Genomic DNA, 24,487 nt, shown 5'->3' on the forward strand with positions numbered 1-24,487 from the left:
ATCTCCTTTTTATTTATTAATTAATCGCTGAAACCCGTTATCAATAAATAGACTATTTATATCTCTTTTATCAGGAGTAAAATGAACTTGTTTTTCATTATCTAGAAAATCAATTGTGTATTGTACAGTAGCCGCCACTCCTATTTTTAAAGCATCTTCATCTAAGTCAAAGTAAACATTATGGTGTTCGGCCCCAATCCCTTCTTCGAGGTTTTGTATTCCTACGAATGCAAACACACCTGGGAAGTATTTTTCATAAAACGCAAATGATTCTGATGCCATCCAAGCAGGGATTGACTGTAATGCATCTGTACCAATTGCATTTTTCACCGCATTGATCGCAATTTGTGCACAATCTTTTTGATTGTAGACAATTAAATCCGATTCTTTAGGTTCAATAATAAATTCATAGGTGCAATTATGGAGGTCACAGACTTTTTCAAGGATTCTCTTAAATTCTTTTGCTACATGGGTTCCTTGGTTAAAATCTAAATATCTAGCTGTTCCTGAGAACTGTAAGCTTTCTGGAATTATATTTGCTGCGGAACCTGAATTAATCGTTCCAATTGAATAGGTAATTGTTTTAAAAGGGTCTAAAGTATTTAACCTCATTGCTCTTAAATTGTTATAAAAATCGGTAAAACAGTCTAATGGAGCAACTGACAAATCTGGTCTTGAACCATGTCCACTTTTTCCTTTTATTAAGACATCAAAAACAAAAGAAGCAGCCATTCTTGGACCTGGATCAACAGATATTTTCCCAGTCGGAAGATCATTTTTTAAATGGATACCCCAAATTCCATCTCCTCCGATTTCGTGTAATCGTTTACAGAGATTATAAATCCCACCACCCATTTCTTCGCCTTGTTCAAAAGCTAATAACACTCTTCCTTTAATTTTGTCTTGGTGTTGAGCCAAGATTTTCGCGACACCCAAAAGCATCGCTGTATGTCCATCATGCCCACAAGTATGAGCAGCTTGATCATACGCTGAAAATACTACTTTTTTCTTTTTTAAATTATTTTCCTCTTCCTTCATCGGCAGTGCATCTAAATCTGCCCTAAGAATTAAAGTTTTTCCCGGTTGTTTCCCTTGAATATAACCAATAATTCCACCATCTTGGACAATTTCGTAATGAATGCCCCATTTAGTTAACTCATCTGTAACTATTCTCATTGTCCGTACTTCCTGTAATCCAATCTCAGGGTGTCTATGAAGATCTCTTCTTATCTCAATTACATAGTCTTCTATTTCTTTTGCAGCTTTTAACGCATTAAGCTTAAATTCGATCGTTTTCATTTTATATACTCCCTTTCTGATTGATTATTGGATTCGATATCTTGGAATTCTAAAGCGATTCTTTCAAGTGCTTCTTTTATAAGTGGTCTTGGTGAAGGGATACAGATTCTTTGAAAGTCTTTACCTTCATTTCCAAACAAGTATCCATCTTCAAGTATGACATTGGCTTTGTTATAGATACGATCATGAATCTCTTGAGCTGAAAGGCCATATCCACTAAAGTCCATCCATAGCACATATGTTCCTTCAGGGATCCTAACTTTGACTGTAGGCATTTTTTTATCTATGAAATTTTTCACATACTCGATTGTGTCGTCAATATATTCTGTTATTTGCGCTAACCATTCTTCTCCTTCGTTATAGACAGCTATAAGGGCTGCAATTGTAAACGGTGATGGTAACTGCATTCCCATTGTGTCGCTAAAGATTTTCCTAATCTCAGTGTTTGAAATAATAACATTTGTACAGTGCAGACCCGCAACATTAAAGGTTTTATTAATGGCTGTACATGTGATGATATGATCCGAGCTGTTTGCAATTTTTGCGATGGGTATAAATTTTTGTTTTTTTCTAATGAGATCCCCATGAATTTCATCAGCTACAATAATTACATTATTATTCTCACAGATATCTGAAAGCGTTTTTAATTCCTCATAAGTTAAAACTCTACCAGTCGGATTGTGTGGACTGCAGAGAATGAACATTGTAGTATTTTCTTCTTTTGCTTTTGCTTCAAAATCCTCAAAATCAATTGTGTAATACCCTTCAGCATCACATTTCAATGCATTATTTCGAACAACTCTTCCATTTCCTTCTATCGCAGCTGTGAACGGCGGATAAACAGGACGTTGAATAATGATACCTTCACCATGTTTAGTTAATGCTTTTATAGCTATATCCAAGGCGTGTACAGTTCCAGGGCTATATACAATCTCTTCTCTTTTGATGGTCCAGTCATGTCTCTTTTTAAACCAATGCTGAATTGATTCAAAGTACTCATCTGGAAAAACAGAATATCCAAAAATACGATGATCAACTGTTTTATGTAGTGCATCTATCAATGGTTGCGGTACGGGTAAATCCATATCTGCAGTAAATAGCGGAATGGTCTCATAGTCATACCTTTCTGTATAACCAATTGTTTTAATTAAATCTTCACCATCCCACTTTAAGGAATAAGTATTTCTGCGATTAACTACTTCATCAAAATTATATTTCAATGCTTCTCCCCACCTCTTGTCGCATTCAACTTTCTACTTTATCGCAATTTTCGACACGTTTAGATTAAATTTTTCTCAGTTTAACACCTTAACTGTAAAATCGTCAACCTAAATTTCAGAATATTTACAAAATTAATTAGATTCAAAACGAAAGTTAAATATAGATTTTCTATATGTTAAAATTAAATTAAATTGGCTACCAATTATGGGGAGGAGATGCTTTGTGGATAAAGAGAAGATTTTTTATGAGCTAATGGAAACGATTTACGAGACATCTAGACTGATTAGTTCCTACGAAAATATTCCAAGAAAATATGGGACAGAAGATGAATTGTATATGATAGAAGTTCATACACTCAACTTAATTGGAGATCAAATAAAAACCACTACTTCTGAAATTGCAGAAATTAAAAATTGCACAAAAAGTGCTGTTTCTCAAATGGTTGATAAACTAATTAAAAAGGGTCTAGTAATTAAATATAGAAATCTGGACAATTATCGAGAATTCCATATTGAATTAACGCCAAAAGGCAAAATAGTTTATGAATATCATAAAAATCTAGATTTAGAGGAATATCGGAGTCATTTGAAGAACCTCGAGCAATTTACAGCTGAAGATTTTCAAAAGTATATTACAGTCCTAAACTTAATCAATCAAAGGACTCAAAGCGTGCTTAATGACAAAAAATCAAAGGCGTATTAATTATCTTTACTACCCTACACTATTGGATAATATGGAAAAAAGGCGTGTCACGAACTTTGTGACACGCCTTTATGGTCATAGCAATTTTTAGAATCTCTTCCCCCTGATGGCCGCTTCATGTACAGTTAACTCTCCATTTCCTTCAACGAACAAATTATTTCAATAATTTTCTGTTGAGCATCTAGAGCTTCAGGGATTGGCATAACAACAAACACATGATTCATTTTAGGATAAACAAAGGTATTGATTTCAATTTCTTGTTCTGTTAGTTTTTCATCCAGTCTTATTGCATCTGGATATAAACATTCGTGTGTTCCAATAAAATGAGTAATCTTCCCAAGTCCTTTAAAATCACCGTAAATTGGACTAATTAATGAGTCTTTTAAATCTTTATCAGCTGCCCAAATCTTTGTAATGACTTCCATTCCTTCACTAGCTAACATCGGGTCCTTTTCTTCATATTCAGGTATATGAGGATTTTCAAAACTCATATCAACACATGCAGACAATAAAATAATATCTTTCGGTTGAGGTAAATGGTTCATTTTTAAAAGATGAGCCAGACCAAGTGATATATTTCCGCCTGCAGAATCTCCCATAATGGTCAATTGATCGTATCTTTCAACAGTTTCAAGAACTTCTTTATAAAGGTTTAGGATTTTTGGATAGGTATCTTTGTAGTTAAAATGAGGTACTTTAGGATAAATGGGAACAATTATTTTCGCATTCAAAGATTGCGCCATTTTATCTAAGAACCACCAGTGAAAATTTAAAGGTTGATTCGTCCAAGCACCACCATGTATATATAAAATAACTTTTTGCTGTAGGGACTCTTGGTCATTTAGTGTGAAAACTTGCATGTCCTCGAATGCCCGCTCCTTAACATCACTTAAAAATTGAACATCATCCCCAATAACATAAGGTTTTCTATTTTCAGTTCCCATTTGATTAACAAACTGTTTGGTGTTTTCAATACAAGAAAAACTGTTTTTATTACTTTCGGAAGTTAACAATTTTTCAAATTGAACACTTTCTTCAGAACGTTCTCCGTTATAAATTTCTACACTCATTTTTTATTTTCTCTCCTTTAAACATTTTTATTGTTCATCTTGTTGTTTCATAACACGGTATGATTCGAAATAGCCATGTATCTCTTTATCAATAGTCTTTAACAAGTTGGATAGAATGTCTTAACTGAACGGAGGCGTTTAATATCTATACTACATCGGTTACAGTAAAACGGTTGAACTAGGCTTCAAGTTCAAAATAAAATATTTTAAATCCCCTTTTCCATCTCATAAAAAAAGTGAGCATGGGCCTCCATTTCAATAATTATAACAAATGTATTCCCTGAATTTTTCCATTCGACACCTGATAGCCATATTTCTTTTAGGCTGTTTTCTAAAAAAATATTGATGATATAACATAAAAACAGAGTTAATCTACAAAATGTGTAGAATCAACTCTGTTTTTTGTTTGATTTTTCATAAATCGAATAATTAACTAAAGCACCCCGTTCGTTTAAGTACAATTTTTCACAAACTTATTATCACTTTGTTAACTCAAATAAAAAAACGTGCTCCCTTCGCAGAAAGAAACACCCCTTTTCGTAAGAACTATATTTAATCAAACGTTCGGCATTGTTTTTCGCTTTCTTCTTGCGAAATATGTTTCTTTATATTTACGTTTGTCACTTGTAACCCTGTTAGGTTAGAGTCCCTTACAGAAAAAGTAAGTTTATCATAATCTCCTCCGTGGTGTCCTGAATAGTTTAAAGCACTGGCAAAAATGAGATGTCTCCTAGGATCTCCATTAATGGGTTCAATTTTGATTTTTGGACACATAAAAAATTCCGAATAAGATGGGCCCAAATGATATAAATAACGTGTAAACAGTGCTTCTTCAAGTAACTCTTCTTTAGTAGCTTCGTCCAATTCTTTTCTCCAGCCAACCATGAGCCAATCATAAAGAGATTGTGACTTTGATCGCACTTTTTTTCCGTTTCCCGAAACGATTAATTCCCCTTCTTTAGCCGTGCAGGTTTTGCGTTTATTGTCAACTACACATATATAAGCGGGTTCAATGGTGATCTCTTCATCATTTGCCATTTTTAACGTCAATTTATTGGATGGATTATCTAAAGATACCTCGATTGTTCCATTCACTCGGACAGAGTTATTAAGCCAGTAAACCACTTTTCTGAGTACACGTTCTTGAAAACCATCATTGATACTGAAAACACGCTGAAGTCCAGAATTATTTTCAACTTTAATGTTATGGACATCATTATGCTCTAATGAATGTTTCATCAATTGTTCCAAAAAAGGTTGATTGATATTCTTCTTTGTTTCAGTCATTTGGCTAGCTGAATTAATTAAATTAACATCAAAAAAATACTTATTAATAAAATCTTGGTTAGGTACTTCTTGCTTCGCAAAAACAACAGTAATATTTACGAGAAATAGGATACAAAAAAGGACGTAGAGTTTTTTCTTCAATAAAACCCACCTACCTTTTCTTTATAAGTATCTTTCCCGATTCTTCTTCAACTATCCTGCTCCGTTCGTTGAAGAAGGATCCAATCCACAACTCTTGAGTTGCGACACTTAAAGGCATAAAAAAAGACCGTCTATTGACAGTCCTTATAACTTATAATTAAGTAGTTTTTGTTTAAACTCACTCAATACTCTTTTCCGTTCTTCATAACCTTTTTGATCTGCTTCTTCCCAAAGTTCAAGATCTGCACCACGTTCGATTAAACCAATAGCATTGTTACATACTTGTTCTTGAAGACATTTTCTATCTAGTTGTATTGCTGCTAAACCGATATATACTAAAGACATTACTTCCAGGTCATCTTCAATACTAAATTCATCCGAATATTCTTCTAAGATTATTTGAGTTGCTTCCTCAACGGTTTTTCCTTCTTCCAAATAATCAATAAAATCATCTCTCACATCACAAGTAGTATCATCATCAAATATCCCTTTTCCCCAAGTCCCCATTTAATCACCTCTTAGTTTTTTACTCTTAGCATTATTATGTAAGAGAATCGACTTAAGAAATCATTCAACTAATTACCCTTACATGAAAAAAACTTCTTCTACTTCTTTCAAATCCCTGTTAGCAAGCAAGCGATCCTAAATAAAGTGGCTCCAGAACAATACTGGAACCATTTTATAAGTTGATTAAGTTTATAAGGTATAGTTCAAATTAAAACAGATCCTACTGATAAAGAAAATGTAAAAAGACAATAAAGTTATTTAATTATCGTATAAGGTACTTCACTATACTAAAAAATATAACAATAAAACAATAATAGTGGTTTGAAAATCTAGTTTTATTCAACAATAGCTCCCGATTGTTGAATAATGAAATATAAGAAAGAGCTTTATACATGGATCCTCAGTTATTGACGTTTGATAATTCTCTTTCAACTATCCCTCGTTCGTAAAAAAAACGTTTAAATATGCTAAATTCTCCTGTAAAAAAGTTTGATGCTTTTCGATACCTCTTCTTTTACACCAACCAATTGAATTAAACGCATCGATAAAGCGATAAAACGGTAAAACTTCTTGTAAATCAATAAGTGGACGAATGGACTCATAGCCTTTTTGATACGCATCCCTTGTTCCAGGATATTTCATGAAAATATCACGATTAATTTTTGTAAAGTCCATTTCGGTTGCGCCAATTCGGACACTTTCAAAATCAATGATGCCGGCTACTTGATTTTCATGAACTAAAATATTACCTGGTCGAAAATCCATATGTATAAAACTAGGTCCATCTGGAGATGGAAGTAATTTCAGTTGACGGTCAAAATGCTTCAATGATTGTTCGTATAAACGAGGATCAATCACTTCTTTTACATCTTCTGCAAAGGAATAAAATTGTCGCTTAATAAACTCAGACCATTGACCATATACATTGGGAACGGAACTTTTGAAATCCTGCTCATTTGGAACGATTGCATGCAGAATTCCGTGGTGTACTCCGATATCATAAGCTAAAGCTGTATCCACTTTCTCTGTAATCGGCACACCGTTAATTGCGGATAATAATAAAGCACCAGTGACATCCTCATTACCTTCCCAAAAGTCTAACATTTCTGGTACAGGTAGCTCATTGCGTAATCGTTTAAGTACAGTATACTCACGTTCAAGTTTTGCTTGGGAATAAGGAATTTATATATATACCGTACGATGATCAATTAGCTTGATTTTATATACAGTCGAACTAAAAGACTGAGGAACGTTCTCGACTGCTAACACATTCAACTTAAATTTATCTATTACTTGTTGCAACATATCCATTCGAAAAAACCCCCATTTCTGTACCGTTTATCTTCTTCACAATCTCTAAAAATAATAACATATATATTCATTATTTTTGGAAGTCTTACTCCATCAAATGGCCCGATTACTGCTAATGTTAATTCTTTTCTTTATCAGTCCATAAAACTCTGTATAAAAATGCGAGCTCAACTTCTGCAATGCCGGTAGGTAATTCGCCATTTTCGCTTCCTACAGAACGCAGCTCATTTTTTGTAGTGCCTAGCCATGCCGCTAAATAAACAGGTTTGTTTTTCTTTAAAGTAACCTTTTCGCTTACTAAATTACTGAAAGAAGAAGTCGTCATGTTATTTGAATAATTCGTTGTAACAAGCCCAGAAGGTATGCCAGATATCAATTTTAAGGGACGAACTTCATCGTTAAAGTCACTTATTCCAAACGAAATGAGAATATCTTTATAATTTTTTTCGGGGTTATCCCAGGTTTTTAGCAATTCTTCTTTAAACTTACCTTTTTCAAATACTTCCACTGAGATTTGCAAATCATCATCTTCAGCTAAAGTGCCATTTAGTTTAAAAAATTCAATATGCCCTACTCCCGATTTGCTAATAAGCAGACTTTCTTTTTCACTCATGTTATATGGTTCAATGGTTATTTTCGCATTTGAGGACGTTTTATCTTTTTCCACACCCGCACACCCTGTTAACAACAAGATAAGAATTACAAACGAGCAGTAGCGTTTAAAGCCTTGCATTTTTACTCCTCCAATCAATTTGTCATGTATTATTTCATATTACTCCTATGTTTAATGTATTACTTTATTATACTTTATTAAATGGTCCGATTGTTGGACACAAGTTAAACAGCACTCTAACTTACTGACTTCCCTATTTAGCTAGAATTCACCTTGATAGGAACATTTGTTCGAACCCCGAGAAATTAGCATTTTTCTTAAAAAATTTTAAAAAAGACAGCGAGCTTTGCATTCACGCTAAGATCATTTTTCGTGTTGATAGTGGACACTCACCCGTCATCCCAAGCTTCTATGAGATTTGTGTTCCTCAGGCATGTCTTTGCCTTCTGATTCCGCATCACCACAGGCCCATTGCTATCGGCTAACCACTACCACTGTCTTCCCGCTTCTGAACCTTCCACCCTATAATTCCTACGTATGCCGAGTGTACAATGAAAAAGAGACGAATTTCTTCGCCTCTTACCATCTTAATAAAGCTAACTATCCTTTTATATAAAGGTAGCCCTCGATTTGTTGTTTCAATGACACCCTAACTTCTTTTCTTGCACTATAAACCAAACAGGAAGGTCGTTTTATTTAAAAGTATACGATTGAAACCCTTGTATCATCATACGGCTAACGGATTCGGTTAGTTCTTCTAAAGTGCATTCAAATTTCCCTGCGAACCAGTCCTGGTATAAAGAAGCTAGTCCTCCTACAAAAAAGTGAACACGGAATAGTAACTCTTCACACGCTGCATTTGACTCAAATGAACCTTTATTGCTTAAAATTTTCTCTATTAGTACGACTTTAGTTAAGAAGATAAAACTAAAGAATAATAAATATCAAATAAGCGCAAGAAATCAACGTTTCTAAAATTGATTTCTTGCGCTTTTTAAGGTGTTGTCCAGTTATTCTCTTTGTTCTGCAGCTAACAAGAACTTTTGTAAGCATTGAACTTACTCAAAGACGGTCCTTGAATCATACTTATAAATAAGCTTATTGTGTTATGCGTGTACCTGCTTTTCCTTCTAATGCAGCTACTGCTTGATCCAATGAACAAATAATTGCCTCTTTCCCTGATTTTGCAAATTCAATAGCTGCTTGCATTTTTGGTAGCATACTACCTGGTGGAAATTGTCCTTCTGCAACGTATTGTTCAGCTTCTTCTATTGTAATTTGGCTTAATTTCTGCTCATTTTCTTTCCCGAAATTGATATAGACATTTGGTACATCTGTTAACATCATGAAAACTTCCGCATTTACCTGTTGGGCAAGCTTTAATCCTGAACGGTCTTTATCAATCACCGCTTCAATACCCTGTAATTGACCAGTATCTTCACGATATACAGGGATACCACCACCACCGGATGAAATAACAATCGTATCATCGATTAAACGTTTAATTTCGTCTATACCATGAATCACTTGTGGTTCTGGTGAAGGTACAACTCGTCTGTATCCACGCCCTGCATCTTCTAACATTGTATAGCCTTGTGTTTCTAAACGTTTCGCTTCTTCTTCTGAAAAAAATACACCGATTGGTTTAGTCGGATTTTCAAATGCTTGATCCTCTTTATCGACTTCAACCATTGTTAACAATGTCACCACATTTGAAGTAATGCCTCGTTCATTAATATGGTTTTTTAAAGCTGTTTCCATCATATAACCAATGAACCCCTGTGATTCTGCGTTACAAACATGGATTGGTAGTGGTTCGACTACATTTTTAGCCGCTTCGTTTTGAGCAATAATATTTCCCACTTGCGGACCATTGCCGTGTGTAATGACGATTTTATGCCCCGCTTGTTTCATTTCAATCATATGGCGTGTAGCAGACACTACATTTTTGAATTGATTATCATAAGTTGCTTCTTGCTTTGGCTGTAAAATTGCGTTGCCGCCCAATGCAATAACTACGCTTTTCCCCATTTCTTTCACTCCTTAGTTACCGACATATAAATGCCATATAACGTATCCATCCCAGATGAAGAGCCAACTTCTATTAGACTTTTCATGCTTTCTAAGGATGGATCATGCTGTAATGCTGTAATCTTCGAACTAAATACACCATCTAAAGCACAAGTTAAAAAGCGCTTACTGACAATGGTCGTTAAAGGTTCCTTGATTAAAGCTTTTAAAGTTTCAAGATGTTTATGTTCGATAAAATTATTTAGAAAATGCCCGTATAATATGCCGACAAGTATATCGTCACCAGTTGGTGTTAAACCTTGTCCACGTCCAATAAAATAACGGAATGTCTTTTCAAGATTTTGGGTTGGATCATGTAATCTATTGATTAAGGCCAACACACGTGCTCGTTCAAAATCTGTTGATTCATATGATGCAAATGAAATGTATTTGAAATTTTCTTTTAATCTATTTATATTTGCATGTTCAAAATCCATATATAACGGTAGTATTTTTACATTAAACACCATTTCAAAACTGTTATGAAATAGACGATTATTATGAAATGTTAATGTATCGCCTACTCTAATATGAGTCTTTATCGTTTGTTTAGTTTGACGATCAAGCAAGATCCCGAACGGAAATGTCCCATTTTCGTCGGTACCAGCGAATATCAATTCACCATTTCTATCAACCATATTCAAACCTTTTTCAAAAATACTGTGCACGGTAAAGGTGTTTCCTTCATTCAATAATTCAAGTGCGATTGGACCAACCGCACTTGCTTGTAATATCATCCTTTAAAACCTAGCTTTTCAGCATATGCCGTGATTGCCTTCTCAAAACATTCGATTGGCGGATGGACTGTACCAGCACCAATTTGACCATAACCCGCAATTTTATGGGCAATCCCTGTATTGATGACTGGTGTAATTCCCGTTTCAACAACTTTCCGTGCATCGATCCCTAAACATGCGCCTTTGAAGTCCCAAGTTGGAATGACATAGTTCGGGTTTTCGCCGATACAAATTTCAGTCATTTGATTACTTATTTCAAGCGCATCATTAAATCCTCCTGTACCAACGAAGCGGGTAACTGCAGGTGCTGCAATCATCGCCATTCCGCCAACACCGATTGTTTCTGTAATGGCTGAATCGCCAATATCTGTGTTTGCATCTTCTGCAGAATAACCAGTAAAGTATAATCCTTGCGGCGTATTAACAGGAGCCGTAAACCATTCGTCTCCCATCCCCGCAATACGGATACCAAAGTTTTCACCGTTTCGGCACATAGCCGTAACAACCGTACCGTGTTCAATTGTACGTGCTGCATCCATGATCGCTTTACCAGTCGCCATTGCAATATTTAAGAAAAATTGGTCTGTGTCTGCTAAAAATTGGATTACTTCTGTACATTGTTCCTTGTCAACGTCTTCTAATGCTGAAATGACTGGAGATAGTTCTTTTAAAAATGCAAGTGACGCTGCAATATTACGTTGGTGGAATTCATCACCCATTGCAATAGCTTTAGCAATCAATACGTTAACATTCAAGCCTTCGTCAAATGTTTTTAACGCTTTACTTAATACGGGACCTAATACATCTTTCATCCAATGTAAACGGTTGATTACTTGCTCATTGTAGGCGCCAAAGCGTAATACGGCTCCAATCCCTTCGTTCATTTGACAGTACGCTTCGTTCCCACTTTCTTTGTTAACAACGACAAGTACTGGCATGTTAGGTGAAGTGATACCACCCATTGGCCCAACTGCATTCACATGGTGACAGGGAATGAATTTGATTTTATCGTTTTCAAGTAAGTCACGTGCACCCTTTTCGTCTTCTGCCCATCCTTCAAACAAGATTGCTCCAACACATGAACCTTGCATAGGATTTGTCATGTTTTCGTATTTAATTGGAGGTCCAGCGTGTAATAACACGTAATCTACTAATTCAGGAATCACAGACTTAGCAGGTACAACATCCGTTAAGAAAGGTGCTGCTACAATGATTTTCTGGATAACGGCTTCGTTCGCTTCATTTATTGTTTTGTAATCCATTAGATTGTACCTCCTTCATAATAGTTTAAGAATTGAAGTACTTTCATTAACTTCTCATCGCCACCAGCAATCGGACGCCAGTTAAATTGGACACAATCAGAGCCACTGTTTTGAACAGCTTCCGTAAAGCTTTTTAGACCAATATTAATAACACTTGGTTTCATATTGATGAAGGACATAATTTTCTCATCTACCGCTAAGTTTTCTGGTGTATAGTCAAATTTTTGTACATCAACACTTGGTAGTTCCACTTTACCGCCTACAAGTTGGATAGCCGTACGAACCATTTGGTCATTTGTCTTGCAGATAATGGCTCCGCTCTCTTTTAAAGTGTCAATTTGTTTATCGTAACCTTGGATGTCTTGTGCAGTACCAACAACCGTTGCAAGCACTGCAAGTTGACGACCATTTTGATGTGCATTGTCCAATAAACGTTTGATTGTTGGTGCTAGTTCACCTGCCATATCTGCATGACCACCGTTACCGATGACGTTATCAATCATGATTACGGCTGTTTCAGGGTCGTTGACAGATTTTTCAAGCACTGCGATACGATTTTCAGGATCAATCATCGGGTGTGGTTTACCTTTTGTATACTCATCATCACCTAAGTCAATGATTTCATGATTTTTTGTTTTTAAAATATAACGATCGTTCTTTTCTTCCGTTATTGTATCTTTGAAAGCATCTCTCACTAGCATGGCTGCTTCAGTTGCTAATGTACCGCCTGAATAATAACCTTTTATACCAACTTGTGATTCTTTTAATAAAACGTTTACATTTTCAGCTGTTGTCGGTTTGAAATTAGGTTGGTCCCCATTGGATAATTGGACAGCTACAACTGCAGCTTCTTCTAGGGTATAAGCATGATAGATGTTCTCTTCTTGATAGGAAGGTTTGTCACCTAAAAATAATGTAACAACTGGTTTATCAATATTTCTTAATAAGTTTAATACTTTGCGCTTTACTTCCTCTGCAGGTGGTTTGGAGATCACAGTAATCACTTTTACTTTCGGATCTTGGTTTAATGCTTTGATGCTATCTAACATGGTGATGGCACCAACTTCCGTCGATAAATCACGTCCACCTGTACCAAGAGCGTTCGTTACACCTTTACCAAAGCGATCAATGATTGTTGTCACTTCTTGAATACCTGTACCTGATGCGCCAACAATACCAATATCGCCCTCGTTTACGTTATTTGTAAAGGCAAGAGGTACGCCGTGAATGAGTGCAGTACCACAGTCTGGACCCATCACTAATAATCCTTTTTCATGCGCTTTTTGTTTTAATTTCGCTTCGTCTTCTTTAGCAACATTGTCACTAAACATGAAAACGTGTAAACCTTCGTTCAGTGCGTTTTCCGCTTCCATTGCTGCATATTGACCAGGAATTGAAATTAATGCTAAGTTCGGATTGTTCGCAAGCTCCAATGCACGTTTCCAATTATGTGCTTCTTGGCCTTTAGACGCATCTTGAGAATCAGACTCACCTTTTAATGCGATCTCTACCTCTTCTTTCACTTCGTCTACTTTTTCTTCCTGATCAGTATCTACAACGATAACGATATCATTTGGCTTGGCTTTTTCTAATTCATCCGTGCCTAAGCCAGACGATTTAAAAATGTCTTTGTTTGCCGGTGTTCCCATCATGATTGATACTTTGTTCACACCATCAATTGCAGATAACTTGTTTGATAAAAGCATTAACACGATGGAGTCCTTATAAGTGTTTTCTTTTATAATTGTATATAACATGATGTTCCTCCATTTTATTATTCTGCAAATCTATTTTTTCCGTGATAACGATCGAAATGTACATCGTCTGACACAAGATAGTTGTAAATGTCGTCTACGATTTCAATACCTTCCTTATCATATTCCTCACTTCTTAACTTACCGCGTTCACCTGGATAATAAATTTCTCCATATCCCTCTGCCGCTTTCTGCACTTTTAATTCATCAAGCATCGTTGAAATTTGTCGTTTGAAAGCATCTAAATCTGTGAAATACGCAGGATTAATCACGATATGAAGTTGACCTAAATCGCGTCCTTTTGTTAAGTCTTGATACATGGAAGAAACATGTACACCATGTGGGACTCCAAGAAGACTACCAGATAAAATATCCACCATCATCATCAAGCCATACCCTTTTGGACCTGAAATTGGCAGGAGTGCATGTACATCTCTTGCATTCGTAGTCGGTGCACCTGTTGCATCGACCGCCCATGTATCTGGAATAGATTCGTTTTTACTTCTTGCGTCTAGAATTTTGCCCCATGCTTGGACCGTTGTCGCCATATCAAATGTAATGATACGACCATCAGCAGATGGTGCACTAAATGCAATTGGATTTGTACCAAAATAAGGTTCAGTTCCTCCGAATGGCACGGCCATTGGATCTGATTGGCACATACTTAAAGCAACCATATCTTGTTCTGCTGCCATTTCAACAAAGTAACCTAATGCACCACTATGCGAGATATGCTTCATACCAACAACAGCAACACCCGATTTTTTGGCCATGTCAATCGCTTTTTCCATTGCTTGTTTTGCGATTTGGTGACCTGGACCATTATCCCCATCAAAAACAGCAGATGCTGGTCCTGTTTGTTCAAATGTGTAATTTGGATTTGCTGTAATACCACCTTTTGCAATTCGTTCAGAATAGTATTCAACACGGACAGCGCCATGGGAGTGAATGCCTCTATGATCAGCGTATGTTAATACGTCAGAAACATCATGAGCCGCTCCTTCATTTAATCCCGCTTTCATAAACTTTTGTTTCATTAAATTAAACAGTTCTTCCTTCGATACACGCATGGTGTCAGCTCCTTCTCTTACATGAATAAAATATTTTGTCAGATTCTAAATAATCTAATATTTATTGATACTCTCTCTTTATAGGTCAATGTCTCTGTTCGCATCTTTCGAATAAATGTATGAGAATGGTTCATCTAAACCAACTGCATAAGTTGCTTGCGGCACATAAGCGCCCATAAAGATATAGTCTCCTTTATCAACTGGCATCCATTCGTTGTCTAAGTTATACATACCGCGTCCACTTAATACGTAAGCACCGTGTTCTTGAACATGTGTTTCAATGTAACCGTGTGAAGCACCTGGTTTGAATGAAAGAATATGAATGTTCATGTCATAGCCGATTTCTTTTGGTAATAAGTCTTGGATTAATACTTCTTTCATCCCTTCATAGGCTTCTTGTTTAATGTTGTTCACATTACCTGAAATAATTTCCGGTGTATGCCCTTTTAATGGGTGCCCTTTAAGTGGCTGATAACGTTTTTTATATAGGAATAAGCGGCTATCTTCACCGTTATTATTATTTTCAAACGTCAACTGTAAGTGTGGAGGTACATATAAGTACCCACCTTCCGTTAGTTCGTATTTTTTACCATCCGCATAAGCGTTGATATTGCCATAGACAACGTATACAAATGATTGAATACCATCACCAGCGAAACCAGTTGTGTTTCCGCCTTGGTTTTTTACTGTTATTAAGTAATCTACAAATCTTGCACCTAAACGTGGGGATCCTAAGATTGTTACGTCACAATCTTTAAAGCCAGGTACAACATTGTTGACTAAGCCGTCTGGTGTAATTAACGCGTAATTATCTTTTTTAATCACGGAACGTGTTTCTAATAAACCTTCTCTATATCCTTGATTTAGATTTATGTAACCCATAATTTCTGACTCCTTCACATTATTTATTCTTTATACGCTAGTTCAAACAATACATCTATCAATACTTCAATCCCCTTAACGAGGTCAGCTATCTTCGTTTCTTCATTTATATTGTGGCTAATTCCATCTATAGAAGGTACAAACAACATGGCTGTTGGAACATATTGTGCAAATATTTGTGAGTCATGTCCTGCACCAGATGGCATCACTTTATATTGATCACCTACATTATCCTTGGCTGCTTGTTCAATTATTTGAACGATTTTTTCATCCATCAATGTTGGTGTCTCATCCATCCACAAATGAATGTCATAAGTCATGTTATTTGCGGTAGCGACTGCTTTAATTTTGTCTTCGATTTCTGTCGCAAAATCATTTAATAGTTGTTGATCAATATGACGACAGTCTACTGAGAACGAAATCTCTCCAGGAACTACATTTACTGTGTTTGGAACAGGTACGACATGGCCGAACGTTAACACAAGTGGCTCTCCAATTTCTCTTGCACGTTTCGTTAAATCTGTGACAATTTCGCTATAGGCAACAACTGTATCGCGACGTAATGACATTGGCGTTGTGCCAGCATGGTTCGCTTCGCCTTTTAAGTTGATTGTGTACCGTTTCTGGCCGACGATTCCATTGACCACACCGATTATTTTGTTTTCTGTCTCTAACACTTTCCCTTGTTCAATATGCAATTCAACAAATGCTTTGATGTCATTACGAACGTCAGTATTTTTTCGGTAATCAAAGCCGGATTTGCGCATCGCATCTTCGAACTTAATACCTTCAGCATCTTCAATTGTGTCGACATCCGATTTTTTAGCTAAGTTAAAGAAGTTTTTGCTACCCCAAAATGTGTAAGGGAATCGACTACCTTCTTCTTCCGCAAGCGATAATACTTCTAATGATCGGAGGGGTTGACCATATTTATCTTTTAAATAACTCACAGCCACAAGTGCAGATAAGATGCCGAATTGCCCATCTAAATGACCACCTTCAACTACTGTGTCAATATGTGATCCCGTTAAAATCGTTTCTTCTGGATATTTACTTCCAATAAGTCGCCCAGTTAAGTTGCCGATATCGTCGAAACTTGCTTCGAATCCTGCTTCTATGAATGTTGTTTCCAGCTCACGAACAGCATCATTCCATTCTTGAGAATATAATAGACGTGTAATTCCACCTTGTTGTAAACCACCAAAACTGGTGAATTTCTTATCTAACGATTCAAAAGTTGATTGAATATCCATTACCCTTTCACTCCTTCCTCTAACTCACCTTTATTATAGGAGCTTACTCACAACCATTCATTGACATAACGAACAATAATGGATGGTCTTTTTATGCATTATCAACAAATTTATTTAAGATGTTTGTTAGATTAAAGGCAAAATGTCTAGAATGAAAAAATAAAGTTGTTGGCTCCGATTACGTCTAGGCTTAGTTAGCGGCGCATTTTGATGTTTTAGCGGCGTTCTTCTCCTGGTTAGCGGCGGAATTCGATGTTCTAGCGGCGTTCTTCTCTTGGATAGCGGCGGAATTCGATGTTTTAGCGGCGGACTTCTCTTGGTTAGCGGCGGAACTTGATGTTTTAGCGGCGTTCTTCTCCTGGTTAGCGGCGGAACTTGATGTTTTAGCGGCGTTCTTCTCTTGGTTAGCGGCGGAATTCGATGTTTTAGCGGCGTTCTTCTCCTGGTTAGCGGCGGAACTCGACGTTTTTGCGACGATCTTCTCAAGCAGGCAGGCGTGAGAAGCGATCGGATTTATTATTTTCGGAGCAAGTTCCAGCTTTTCTAGTGACTCCAATCAGCAACATCAGTTAAAGGGCACTGAATTTATCCAAACATAAAAACAAAACCACATAGTAAATCAATGAGAAAACTCTGATTTACCATGCGGTGTATTCATTTTCAAATCATTATAGGAAAAATGATAAGCAAAGTGTCATGATACAAACGAGAAGAAGCAACCCTAAGCTATATCGTAATGTATATTGAAAGATTTTTGATTCATTCCCGGTCTGATTAACGGCTGCTGCTGCAATAGCAATAGACTGTGGTGAAATCAATTTTGCTACGCTTCCTCCAGCTGTATTGGCTGCCATCAGTAAGGGTGGTGAAATCCCAATCTGCGTTCCAGTTACTACCTGCAAGCTACCAAATAGAGCGTTATTATTAACAACAGATCCAGTGAGAAAGACACCAATCCAACCTAATACTGGGCTCACAAATGGAAAGAAGTCACCCGTTTTTGCAAGCGCCAGTCCTAAAGATGTACTAAGTCCAGAAAAATCAGATAGATTTGCGAAAGCCATGACAAGAACGATCGTAAAAATCGGTAACCACAGTTCTTTAATGGTGTCACCTAGTAAATTTACGGTTTGTTTTATGTTTAACGCAGGAAAAAGCACACTGGTTAAAATGATTGCCAATAAAATCGCCGTTCCTGTTGCAGAAACAAAGTTAAATTGTAAGATGGCTGGCATAGAATTTGCTTCTGTTACGATTGGTGGTGTACGAATGATTTCATCATGTAGTCCAGGAATTTTCAAAGCTATAGTTGTAAAATCCAGTGCACCACCATCTACGAATAAATTTTTAAATGCAGGGAAGCTCCAAACAGCTATGACACCGGTAAGCAAATAAAATGGTGACCACGCTACCAAAATCTCTTTCATAGTATATTTTTTTAAAGTACCTGTTACTTCTACCCCAGGTTCATGATAAATCGTTTTAGGTTGCCATTTTCTTAAAAATGCGGCTAACACCACCATACTAATTAAAGATGGAATAATGTTCGCAAGCTCAGGCCCTATAGTAGCAATCGTTAGTAGTTGAAGCACTGAAAATACACTACTGACAAGAAAAATAGCTGGGAATATTTCTTTTATTCCTTTGAGGCCATTTAAAATAAAGATGAGGAGAAATGGTACAAGAAATGAAATCATTGGTAAAATCAATGCCGTCATTCTTGAAAGATCTAATGTTTCCATACCTCCAACTTCGGCACCTGTAATAACCGGAATTCCAACAGTACCGAATGCACCTGTAGAGGCATTGGCGATGAGGCAAAGTCCAGCTGCTTTTATTGGATGAAAACCAAGAGTCACAAGTAATGCTGCACAAATAGCGATTGGAACACCTAATCCTGCCGCTCCTTCCAAGAAGGCATTAAAACAAAAGCCAATGAGCAATAATTGAAGTCTTTGGTCCTCTGTAATATTCGCTATACTACCACGTACAATTTCAAATTTACCGGTTTGTACAGAAATCTTATACAACCATACAGCCATAATGACGATATAACCGATTGGCCAAAGTGCTTTGCCTGTTCCGAGGAGAATTGCCCCGAAGGCTTTAGCGATCGGCATGTCGAAGACTCCGACTGAAATGATGATAGTAGCACCTAAAGTTAATGCTGCTGCATAAACCCCTTTTAATTTAAAGATTGTTAAGCTTAGTAGAAATAAAAGAATAGGAAGAAAGGCTATAATTCCGCTCACTATTTCGTTTCCAAGTGGATTATATTGTTGATACCACATCGTTGTCACTTCTTTCTAAAGTAGTTAATTTCAAAAATAATTTAGATATTCCTCAGCTGATATGTACATATCTACTAGATTTGTAGCATTATCCATCGACTACCTCATTTCCTTCGTACGAAGTCGTATTTGTAAATAAATGAATTTTGGCATGCTTCCCTCGCTGTCACGCTCTTGTCAAAAATCGAAGAATTCCGTTGATTACCCCGAATTTGTCACATAATTCTCCTTTGATATTTTGAAATAAAGGACTATACGTATAATAACCTTCAAAAATAGTATACAATCAGATTTATAGGTTATCCTTGTAGCATCTTACATATTTAAGTTTTATTTTAGCTTTTTCTAACAAAGATAAAGGAGATGATTCTTTGACAACATTAAAAGAAATCATGTCTGTCCAACAATTTTCTGATTTAACATTGTTAAATGGTGAAGGCGATTTAGAAAGAGAAGTAGAAATGGTCGATATTACAGAAACGCCTGATATCCAAAATTTCACTGCACCACATTCATTTATCGTTACAACGGGTATGAATTATCAGCACGATCAATCCGGATTAATGGATCTCATTCGAGAATTAAATGATATACAAGTTGCTGGCATAGGTATTAAATTATCCCGATTTTTAGAAAAAATTGACGATGAAGTGATAGAGTTTGCGAACAAATTAAAATTCCCAATTATCAGAATCCCCGAAAGTTGGAATCTTGGATCGATCACTCATCATATTTCATCCTATATCTTGGATGAAGAAACTGAAAAATTATATTTTGCTTTAGATATCCAACAAGAATTAAATACAATGCTTATGAGAGGTTTAAGCTTGGAAATGATGATTGAACGGATGAGTAGGCTCCTCCGTGTCCCTGTAATGCTCTTAAATCCTTTTTATCAAATTAAATCGATGAGCCATCACTTCCAAGAACACTCAGAACAGGTTCAAAAAAATCTTAGTTACTTCAAAAGATCTTTAAATTCCAAGCACATTCCACCTAATAATCGTGCATCTTTCCAAGAAGAACATATTATATTTGAGGTGCCAGCTTTTAAATATTTCCCATATTATCTGATGGTTTCAAATGTCAATACGCTTACTTATCCATTTAGTTTGCTTGCCATAGAACAAGCCGTAAATACACTCAGTCTCGCCATTTATAAAAACAGTAAAATTAAAGAAGCGGAACAACAAGAGGTAAACCGATTTTTCGAAACACTCATGTCTGAACATCCTGATAATCTTATGTCAGTCAAGCAACATCCTGAGTTTTTGAAAAAGCATCATATCCAAACATCAAACTTCTACCAGGTGATAATTTGTGCGATTGATAAAGAGAAAAATGTAGAAAATAATATCTATTTGAATGAGCGCTATCAAATGACTTTTGAATGGCTAACGCATAAGTTGATTGACATTGATCCGTCTATCAGTTTATATATGTCTCCAGGTAATCATCGGTTTACGATACTTTTACAAACTAAACATCAATATTATTTAGATTACTGCAAGTATCTTCAAAAAGAGTATCAAAAATTATTTAATAGCACACTTTCATTTGGCATTGGTAATGAGGTCACTGAATTCTCACAGTTACCGCTATCTTATTTCGAAGCGAATGAAGCTTTTGATCATAAGTTTGAAAGTGATGAAGTTGGATATATAGAACTCTATAAATCTAAAAGTGTGGAAGAATTATTACAACTCATTCCGGCCAATAAATTAAAACCGTTTATCACATACACATTAGGTTCATTAGCCTATCCAAAGACAACGAAAGTGAAAGAACTAAAACATACTTTAGAAATTTATTTGGCGAATCATTGTGATCTTACAAAGACATCTGAAGATTTATATATCCATCGTAATACGGTAAAATATCGTATTAAAAAATGCGAAGAAATTTTAGGTCAGCCAATCGATGCACCTGATACTTCATTGGATATACGATTAGCGTTATTTGCATCAGAGAAAATAACATTTTAAACTTAAAATCCCGCTAAAATGTGGGTTTGGAAGAATATAGTTCGACTAAAAGTAGTCTTTGAACGTTGATTTTATAATAGAAGAAACCCATGAATTTTGAGTAAAGATAGATCAAAATTCATGGGTTTGATGATAAATGAAATTTAGTTTTATAAAAAAAGATTTGATTATTATCCGCTCAGGTATCAATAAAATGGGTAACACGTTCCCAGATTATTGTCTACATGGACTTTGACAATACCGCTACATCAGCCACTGTTGTTCTTCGAATGTCCATTCATCCAACCCATATAAAATTAACCTATTTTACATCAATTTTCACATTGGAAGTTTATTAATTTATTTTGAATGTAAATCACTTTAATAATCGTTTTATTTTCAAGCGCACTATTAACTTTTGTTTCTTCCCTCACTAAGTCTTCTACCTGTTGCTGATCAAGATTCATCGGCATATTTATTTTAGTTTTAAATTTACCATTAATTTGCACAACGACTTCAGAAACATTTTTCACTAAAAATTTTTCATCATATATTGGCCAATTTTCATAAGCAACTGTATCTTCATGACCTAGTTTACTCCACAGTTCTTCAGCTAGGTGCGGCGCAATTGGTGATAATAACTTGATATAGCCCTCAATAATATCCTGAGGAAGTACTTCTTCTTTACTTAGCGTATTTTGGAATGTCATTAAGTGGGAAATTCCTGTATTAAATCTAAACTCTGTAAAATCCACCGTCACTTTTTTTATTAATTGATGATACTCAAATAAAATTTCGTCGGAAGATTCTGTCATAATTATATTTGAATTTATCTGACCATCACTAGCGATGACTAAATCCCAAACACGTTTTAAATAACGTTTAGCTCCGTCAAGCCCATTCGTTGTCCAGGGTGCTGAAGCATTAAGTGGTCCCATAAACATTTCATATAAACGTAAACTATCTGCCCCATGACTTAATACAATATCATCTGGATTTACTACATTCCCTTTTGATTTACTCATTTTCATATTGTTAGAGCCTAGAATCATCCCTTGATTATAAAGTTTTTGGAATGGCTCTTTTGTTGATACTACACCGATATCATATAATACTTTATGCCAAAAACGTGCATACAGTAAGTGAAGAACTGCATGTTCAACACCACCTATATATGTATCTACAGGTAGCCACTCTTTTAATAACTCGGGATCTGCAATTGCATGTTGATTATTAGGATCTATATATCTTAAGTAATACCAGCAAGAACCTGCCCATTGTGGCATTGTATTGGTTTCTCTTCTACCTTTCATCCCTGTAACAGGATCTACCACATTCACCCATTCTTTCATAGTAGCTAGCGGGGATTCACCCGTGCCAGAAGGATAAATATTATTCGTCTCAGGTAACATTAGTGGTAACTGAGACTCTGAAACAGCCGTCTTTGTACCATCTTCCCAATGAATAATCGGTATAGGTTCACCCCAGTAACGTTGGCGAGAGAATAACCAGTCACGTAGACGATACGTAATTTTCTTTTCACCGCATCCGTTTACTTTAAGCCAATCGATTACTTTTGCAATACCTTCTTCTTGATTTAAGCCATTTAAGAAGTCTGAGTTTATATGTGCACCGTTACCAGTGAACGCTTCTTTTTCGATGTCGCCACCTTCAAGTACGGGGGTGATATCTAAATCAAACTCTTTAGCGAACTCGTAGTCACGCTCATCATGTGCAGGAACGGTCATAATTGCACCTGTACCATATGTTGATAATACATAGTCAGCAATCCAAATTGGCACCTCTTTACCGTTGATTGGATTTATTGCATACGCACCTGTGAAGACTCCTGTTTTTTCTTTTGCTAAGTCTGTACGCTCTAAGTCAGATTTTAATGCTACTTTTGTTAGGTATGCTTCTACCGCTTCATATTGTGTATTAGTTGTGATTTCTTTTACTAATGTATGCTCTGGCGCTAAAACACAGTATGTCGCACCAAATAATGTATCTGGACGAGTCGTGAAAACTTCAAAGCTTTTGACTGTGCCAGCAACTTTAAATTTCACTTGTGCCCCTTCAGAACGGCCAATCCAATTTCTTTGAATTTCTTTTAAACTATCAGGCCAATCCAGGTCCTCTAAATCTTCAAGTAATCGGTCAGCATATTCTGTTATCTTTAAAACCCATTGTTTCATTGGTTTTCTTATTACAGGATAGCCACCTCGTTCACTTTTCCCGTCAATCACTTCTTCATTTGCTAATACCGTCCCTAACTCCTCACACCAGTTCACAGATACTTCATCCATGAAAGCTAAACCTTTTTCAAAAAGTTTAATAAAGATCCATTGTGTCCATTTATAATAATTAGGATCAGTTGTATTAACTTCTCGATCCCAATCGTATGAAAAACCTAAACTTTTAATCTGGCGACGATACGTATCGATATTTTGTTTCGTAATAAATTTCGGATGTTGCTTATTTTGCATCGCATACTGCTCTGCTGGTAGGCCAAATGCATCCCAACCCATTGTATGTAAAACATTATAACCTTGCATTCGTTTCATACGTGCTATAACATCTGTAGCCGTATAGCCTTTAGGATGTCCAACATGTAACCCCGAACCTGAAGGATATGGAAACATGTCTAAAATATAATATTTCGGTTTTGTATTGTCATAGACATTTGTTGCAAATACTTTGTTTTTCTCCCAATAATCTTTCCATTTGTTTTCTATTTCTATAAATTCGTATGTCATAATTTAACCTCCTTAAAAATAAAAAACTCCGTCTCAATAAAGAGACGAAGTTCGATTCGCGGTACCACTCTAATTGGTTAATGTAAGATTAACCCCCTTAATCTATAACGGTAGCTGCCGTCTATGCTTACTTAAGTTCAGCATAAATACTCCTGGACGAGTTCAGGAAATTATTGACTGCTTTTCACCCACCAGCAGCTCTCTATACAATAAGTGTTCCTTACTACTTCCAATCAATGTAAAAATATTTAATTGAGTCGAATATTACAGATAATTTAGTTTATTGTAAAGCTTTTG

At 36.0% G+C, this 24,487-nt stretch carries 18 protein-coding genes, 1 pseudogene and 1 other annotated feature; of the genes and pseudogenes, 2 read left to right on the top strand and 17 right to left on the bottom strand.

Annotated elements, in window-relative coordinates; translation table 11 throughout:
* Positions 1-9 precede the first annotated feature (9 nt).
* Entirely contained in the window at positions 10-1,299 is a 1,290-nt protein-coding gene (locus ACQKOG_RS19545) for a M20 metallopeptidase family protein (protein ID WP_427448020.1), read from the bottom strand.
* Entirely contained in the window at positions 1,296-2,519 is a 1,224-nt protein-coding gene (locus ACQKOG_RS19550) for a MalY/PatB family protein (protein WP_427448022.1), read from the bottom strand. The genes ACQKOG_RS19545 and ACQKOG_RS19550 overlap by 4 nt, the downstream gene beginning before the upstream one ends.
* Positions 2,520-2,742: 223 nt before the next feature.
* On the opposite strand from ACQKOG_RS19550, the gene ACQKOG_RS19555 reads away from it, so the two are divergent.
* Complete coding sequence (locus tag ACQKOG_RS19555) at positions 2,743-3,222, top strand: MarR family winged helix-turn-helix transcriptional regulator (RefSeq protein ID WP_370076457.1); 480 nt, start codon at positions 2,743-2,745, stop codon at positions 3,220-3,222.
* A gap of 125 nt (positions 3,223-3,347) precedes the next feature.
* Here the strand turns inward: ACQKOG_RS19555 and ACQKOG_RS19560 are convergent, their stop codons facing one another.
* The 14 genes and pseudogenes from ACQKOG_RS19560 to ACQKOG_RS19625 form a co-directional block, all read right to left on the bottom strand.
* Positions 3,348-4,292, bottom strand: coding sequence for an alpha/beta hydrolase fold domain-containing protein (locus tag ACQKOG_RS19560; RefSeq protein WP_402872823.1), 945 nt, complete (start codon positions 4,290-4,292; stop codon positions 3,348-3,350).
* Positions 4,293-4,844: 552 nt separating this feature from the next.
* Entirely contained in the window at positions 4,845-5,720 is an 876-nt protein-coding gene (locus ACQKOG_RS19565) for a hypothetical protein (protein WP_402872820.1), read from the bottom strand.
* A gap of 144 nt (positions 5,721-5,864) precedes the next feature.
* Positions 5,865-6,227, bottom strand: coding sequence for a DUF4259 domain-containing protein (locus ACQKOG_RS19570; RefSeq protein WP_370076463.1), 363 nt, complete (start codon positions 6,225-6,227; stop codon positions 5,865-5,867).
* A gap of 432 nt (positions 6,228-6,659) precedes the next feature.
* Positions 6,660-7,538: pseudogene (locus ACQKOG_RS19575) on the bottom strand (phosphotransferase family protein).
* Positions 7,539-7,656: 118 nt separating this feature from the next.
* The gene (locus ACQKOG_RS19580; protein ID WP_402872814.1) at positions 7,657-8,271 is read right to left on the bottom strand and encodes a hypothetical protein; all 615 of its coding nucleotides are present in this window, start codon (positions 8,269-8,271) and stop codon (positions 7,657-7,659) included.
* Between the two features lie 978 nt (positions 8,272-9,249).
* Positions 9,250-10,182 carry a carbamate kinase gene (arcC, locus tag ACQKOG_RS19585; RefSeq protein ID WP_370076469.1) on the bottom strand — a complete coding sequence of 311 codons (933 nt, stop codon included), beginning with the start codon at positions 10,180-10,182 and terminating at the stop codon, positions 9,250-9,252.
* Positions 10,183-10,187: 5 nt separating this feature from the next.
* Positions 10,188-10,958: a DUF2877 domain-containing protein gene (locus ACQKOG_RS19590; protein ID WP_370076471.1), complete on the bottom strand. Its 771-nt coding sequence runs from the start codon at positions 10,956-10,958 to the stop codon at positions 10,188-10,190.
* Entirely contained in the window at positions 10,955-12,220 is a 1,266-nt protein-coding gene (locus ACQKOG_RS19595) for a DUF1116 domain-containing protein (protein WP_427448026.1), read from the bottom strand. The genes ACQKOG_RS19590 and ACQKOG_RS19595 overlap by 4 nt, the downstream gene beginning before the upstream one ends.
* Positions 12,220-13,977, bottom strand: coding sequence for an acyl-CoA synthetase FdrA (locus tag ACQKOG_RS19600; protein WP_427448028.1), 1,758 nt, complete (start codon positions 13,975-13,977; stop codon positions 12,220-12,222). Before ACQKOG_RS19600 ends, ACQKOG_RS19595 begins: the two co-directional genes overlap by 1 nt.
* Before the next feature lie 17 nt (positions 13,978-13,994).
* Entirely contained in the window at positions 13,995-15,044 is a 1,050-nt protein-coding gene (allD, locus tag ACQKOG_RS19605; protein WP_370076477.1) for an ureidoglycolate dehydrogenase, read from the bottom strand.
* A gap of 78 nt (positions 15,045-15,122) precedes the next feature.
* Positions 15,123-15,926 carry a (S)-ureidoglycine aminohydrolase gene (gene allE / locus ACQKOG_RS19610; protein WP_370076479.1) on the bottom strand — a complete coding sequence of 268 codons (804 nt, stop codon included), beginning with the start codon at positions 15,924-15,926 and terminating at the stop codon, positions 15,123-15,125.
* A 23-nt stretch (positions 15,927-15,949) separates the two neighbouring features.
* Positions 15,950-17,179, bottom strand: coding sequence for an allantoate deiminase (gene allC / locus ACQKOG_RS19615; protein ID WP_427448037.1), 1,230 nt, complete (start codon positions 17,177-17,179; stop codon positions 15,950-15,952).
* A gap of 190 nt (positions 17,180-17,369) precedes the next feature.
* Positions 17,370-17,735: a hypothetical protein gene (locus ACQKOG_RS19620; protein WP_427448039.1), complete on the bottom strand. Its 366-nt coding sequence runs from the start codon at positions 17,733-17,735 to the stop codon at positions 17,370-17,372.
* A 112-nt stretch (positions 17,736-17,847) separates the two neighbouring features.
* A complete protein-coding gene (locus tag ACQKOG_RS19625; RefSeq protein ID WP_427448041.1) occupies positions 17,848-19,470 on the bottom strand; it encodes a lactate permease LctP family transporter in 1,623 nt (540 codons plus the stop codon).
* 371 nt (positions 19,471-19,841) lie between these two features.
* On the opposite strand from ACQKOG_RS19625, the gene ACQKOG_RS19630 reads away from it, so the two are divergent.
* Positions 19,842-21,455 carry a PucR family transcriptional regulator gene (locus ACQKOG_RS19630; protein WP_370076487.1) on the top strand — a complete coding sequence of 538 codons (1,614 nt, stop codon included), beginning with the start codon at positions 19,842-19,844 and terminating at the stop codon, positions 21,453-21,455.
* A 311-nt stretch (positions 21,456-21,766) separates the two neighbouring features.
* On the opposite strand, the gene leuS is transcribed toward ACQKOG_RS19630, so the two are convergent.
* Complete coding sequence (leuS, locus tag ACQKOG_RS19635; protein ID WP_427448043.1) at positions 21,767-24,190, bottom strand: leucine--tRNA ligase; 2,424 nt, start codon at positions 24,188-24,190, stop codon at positions 21,767-21,769.
* A gap of 37 nt (positions 24,191-24,227) precedes the next feature.
* Positions 24,228-24,436: a binding site (T-box leader), on the bottom strand.
* Positions 24,437-24,487 lie beyond the last annotated feature (51 nt).

The organism is Lysinibacillus sp. NPDC093216, from assembly GCF_050280325.1.
Taxonomy (GTDB): Bacteria; Bacillota; Bacilli; order Bacillales_A; family Planococcaceae; genus Lysinibacillus.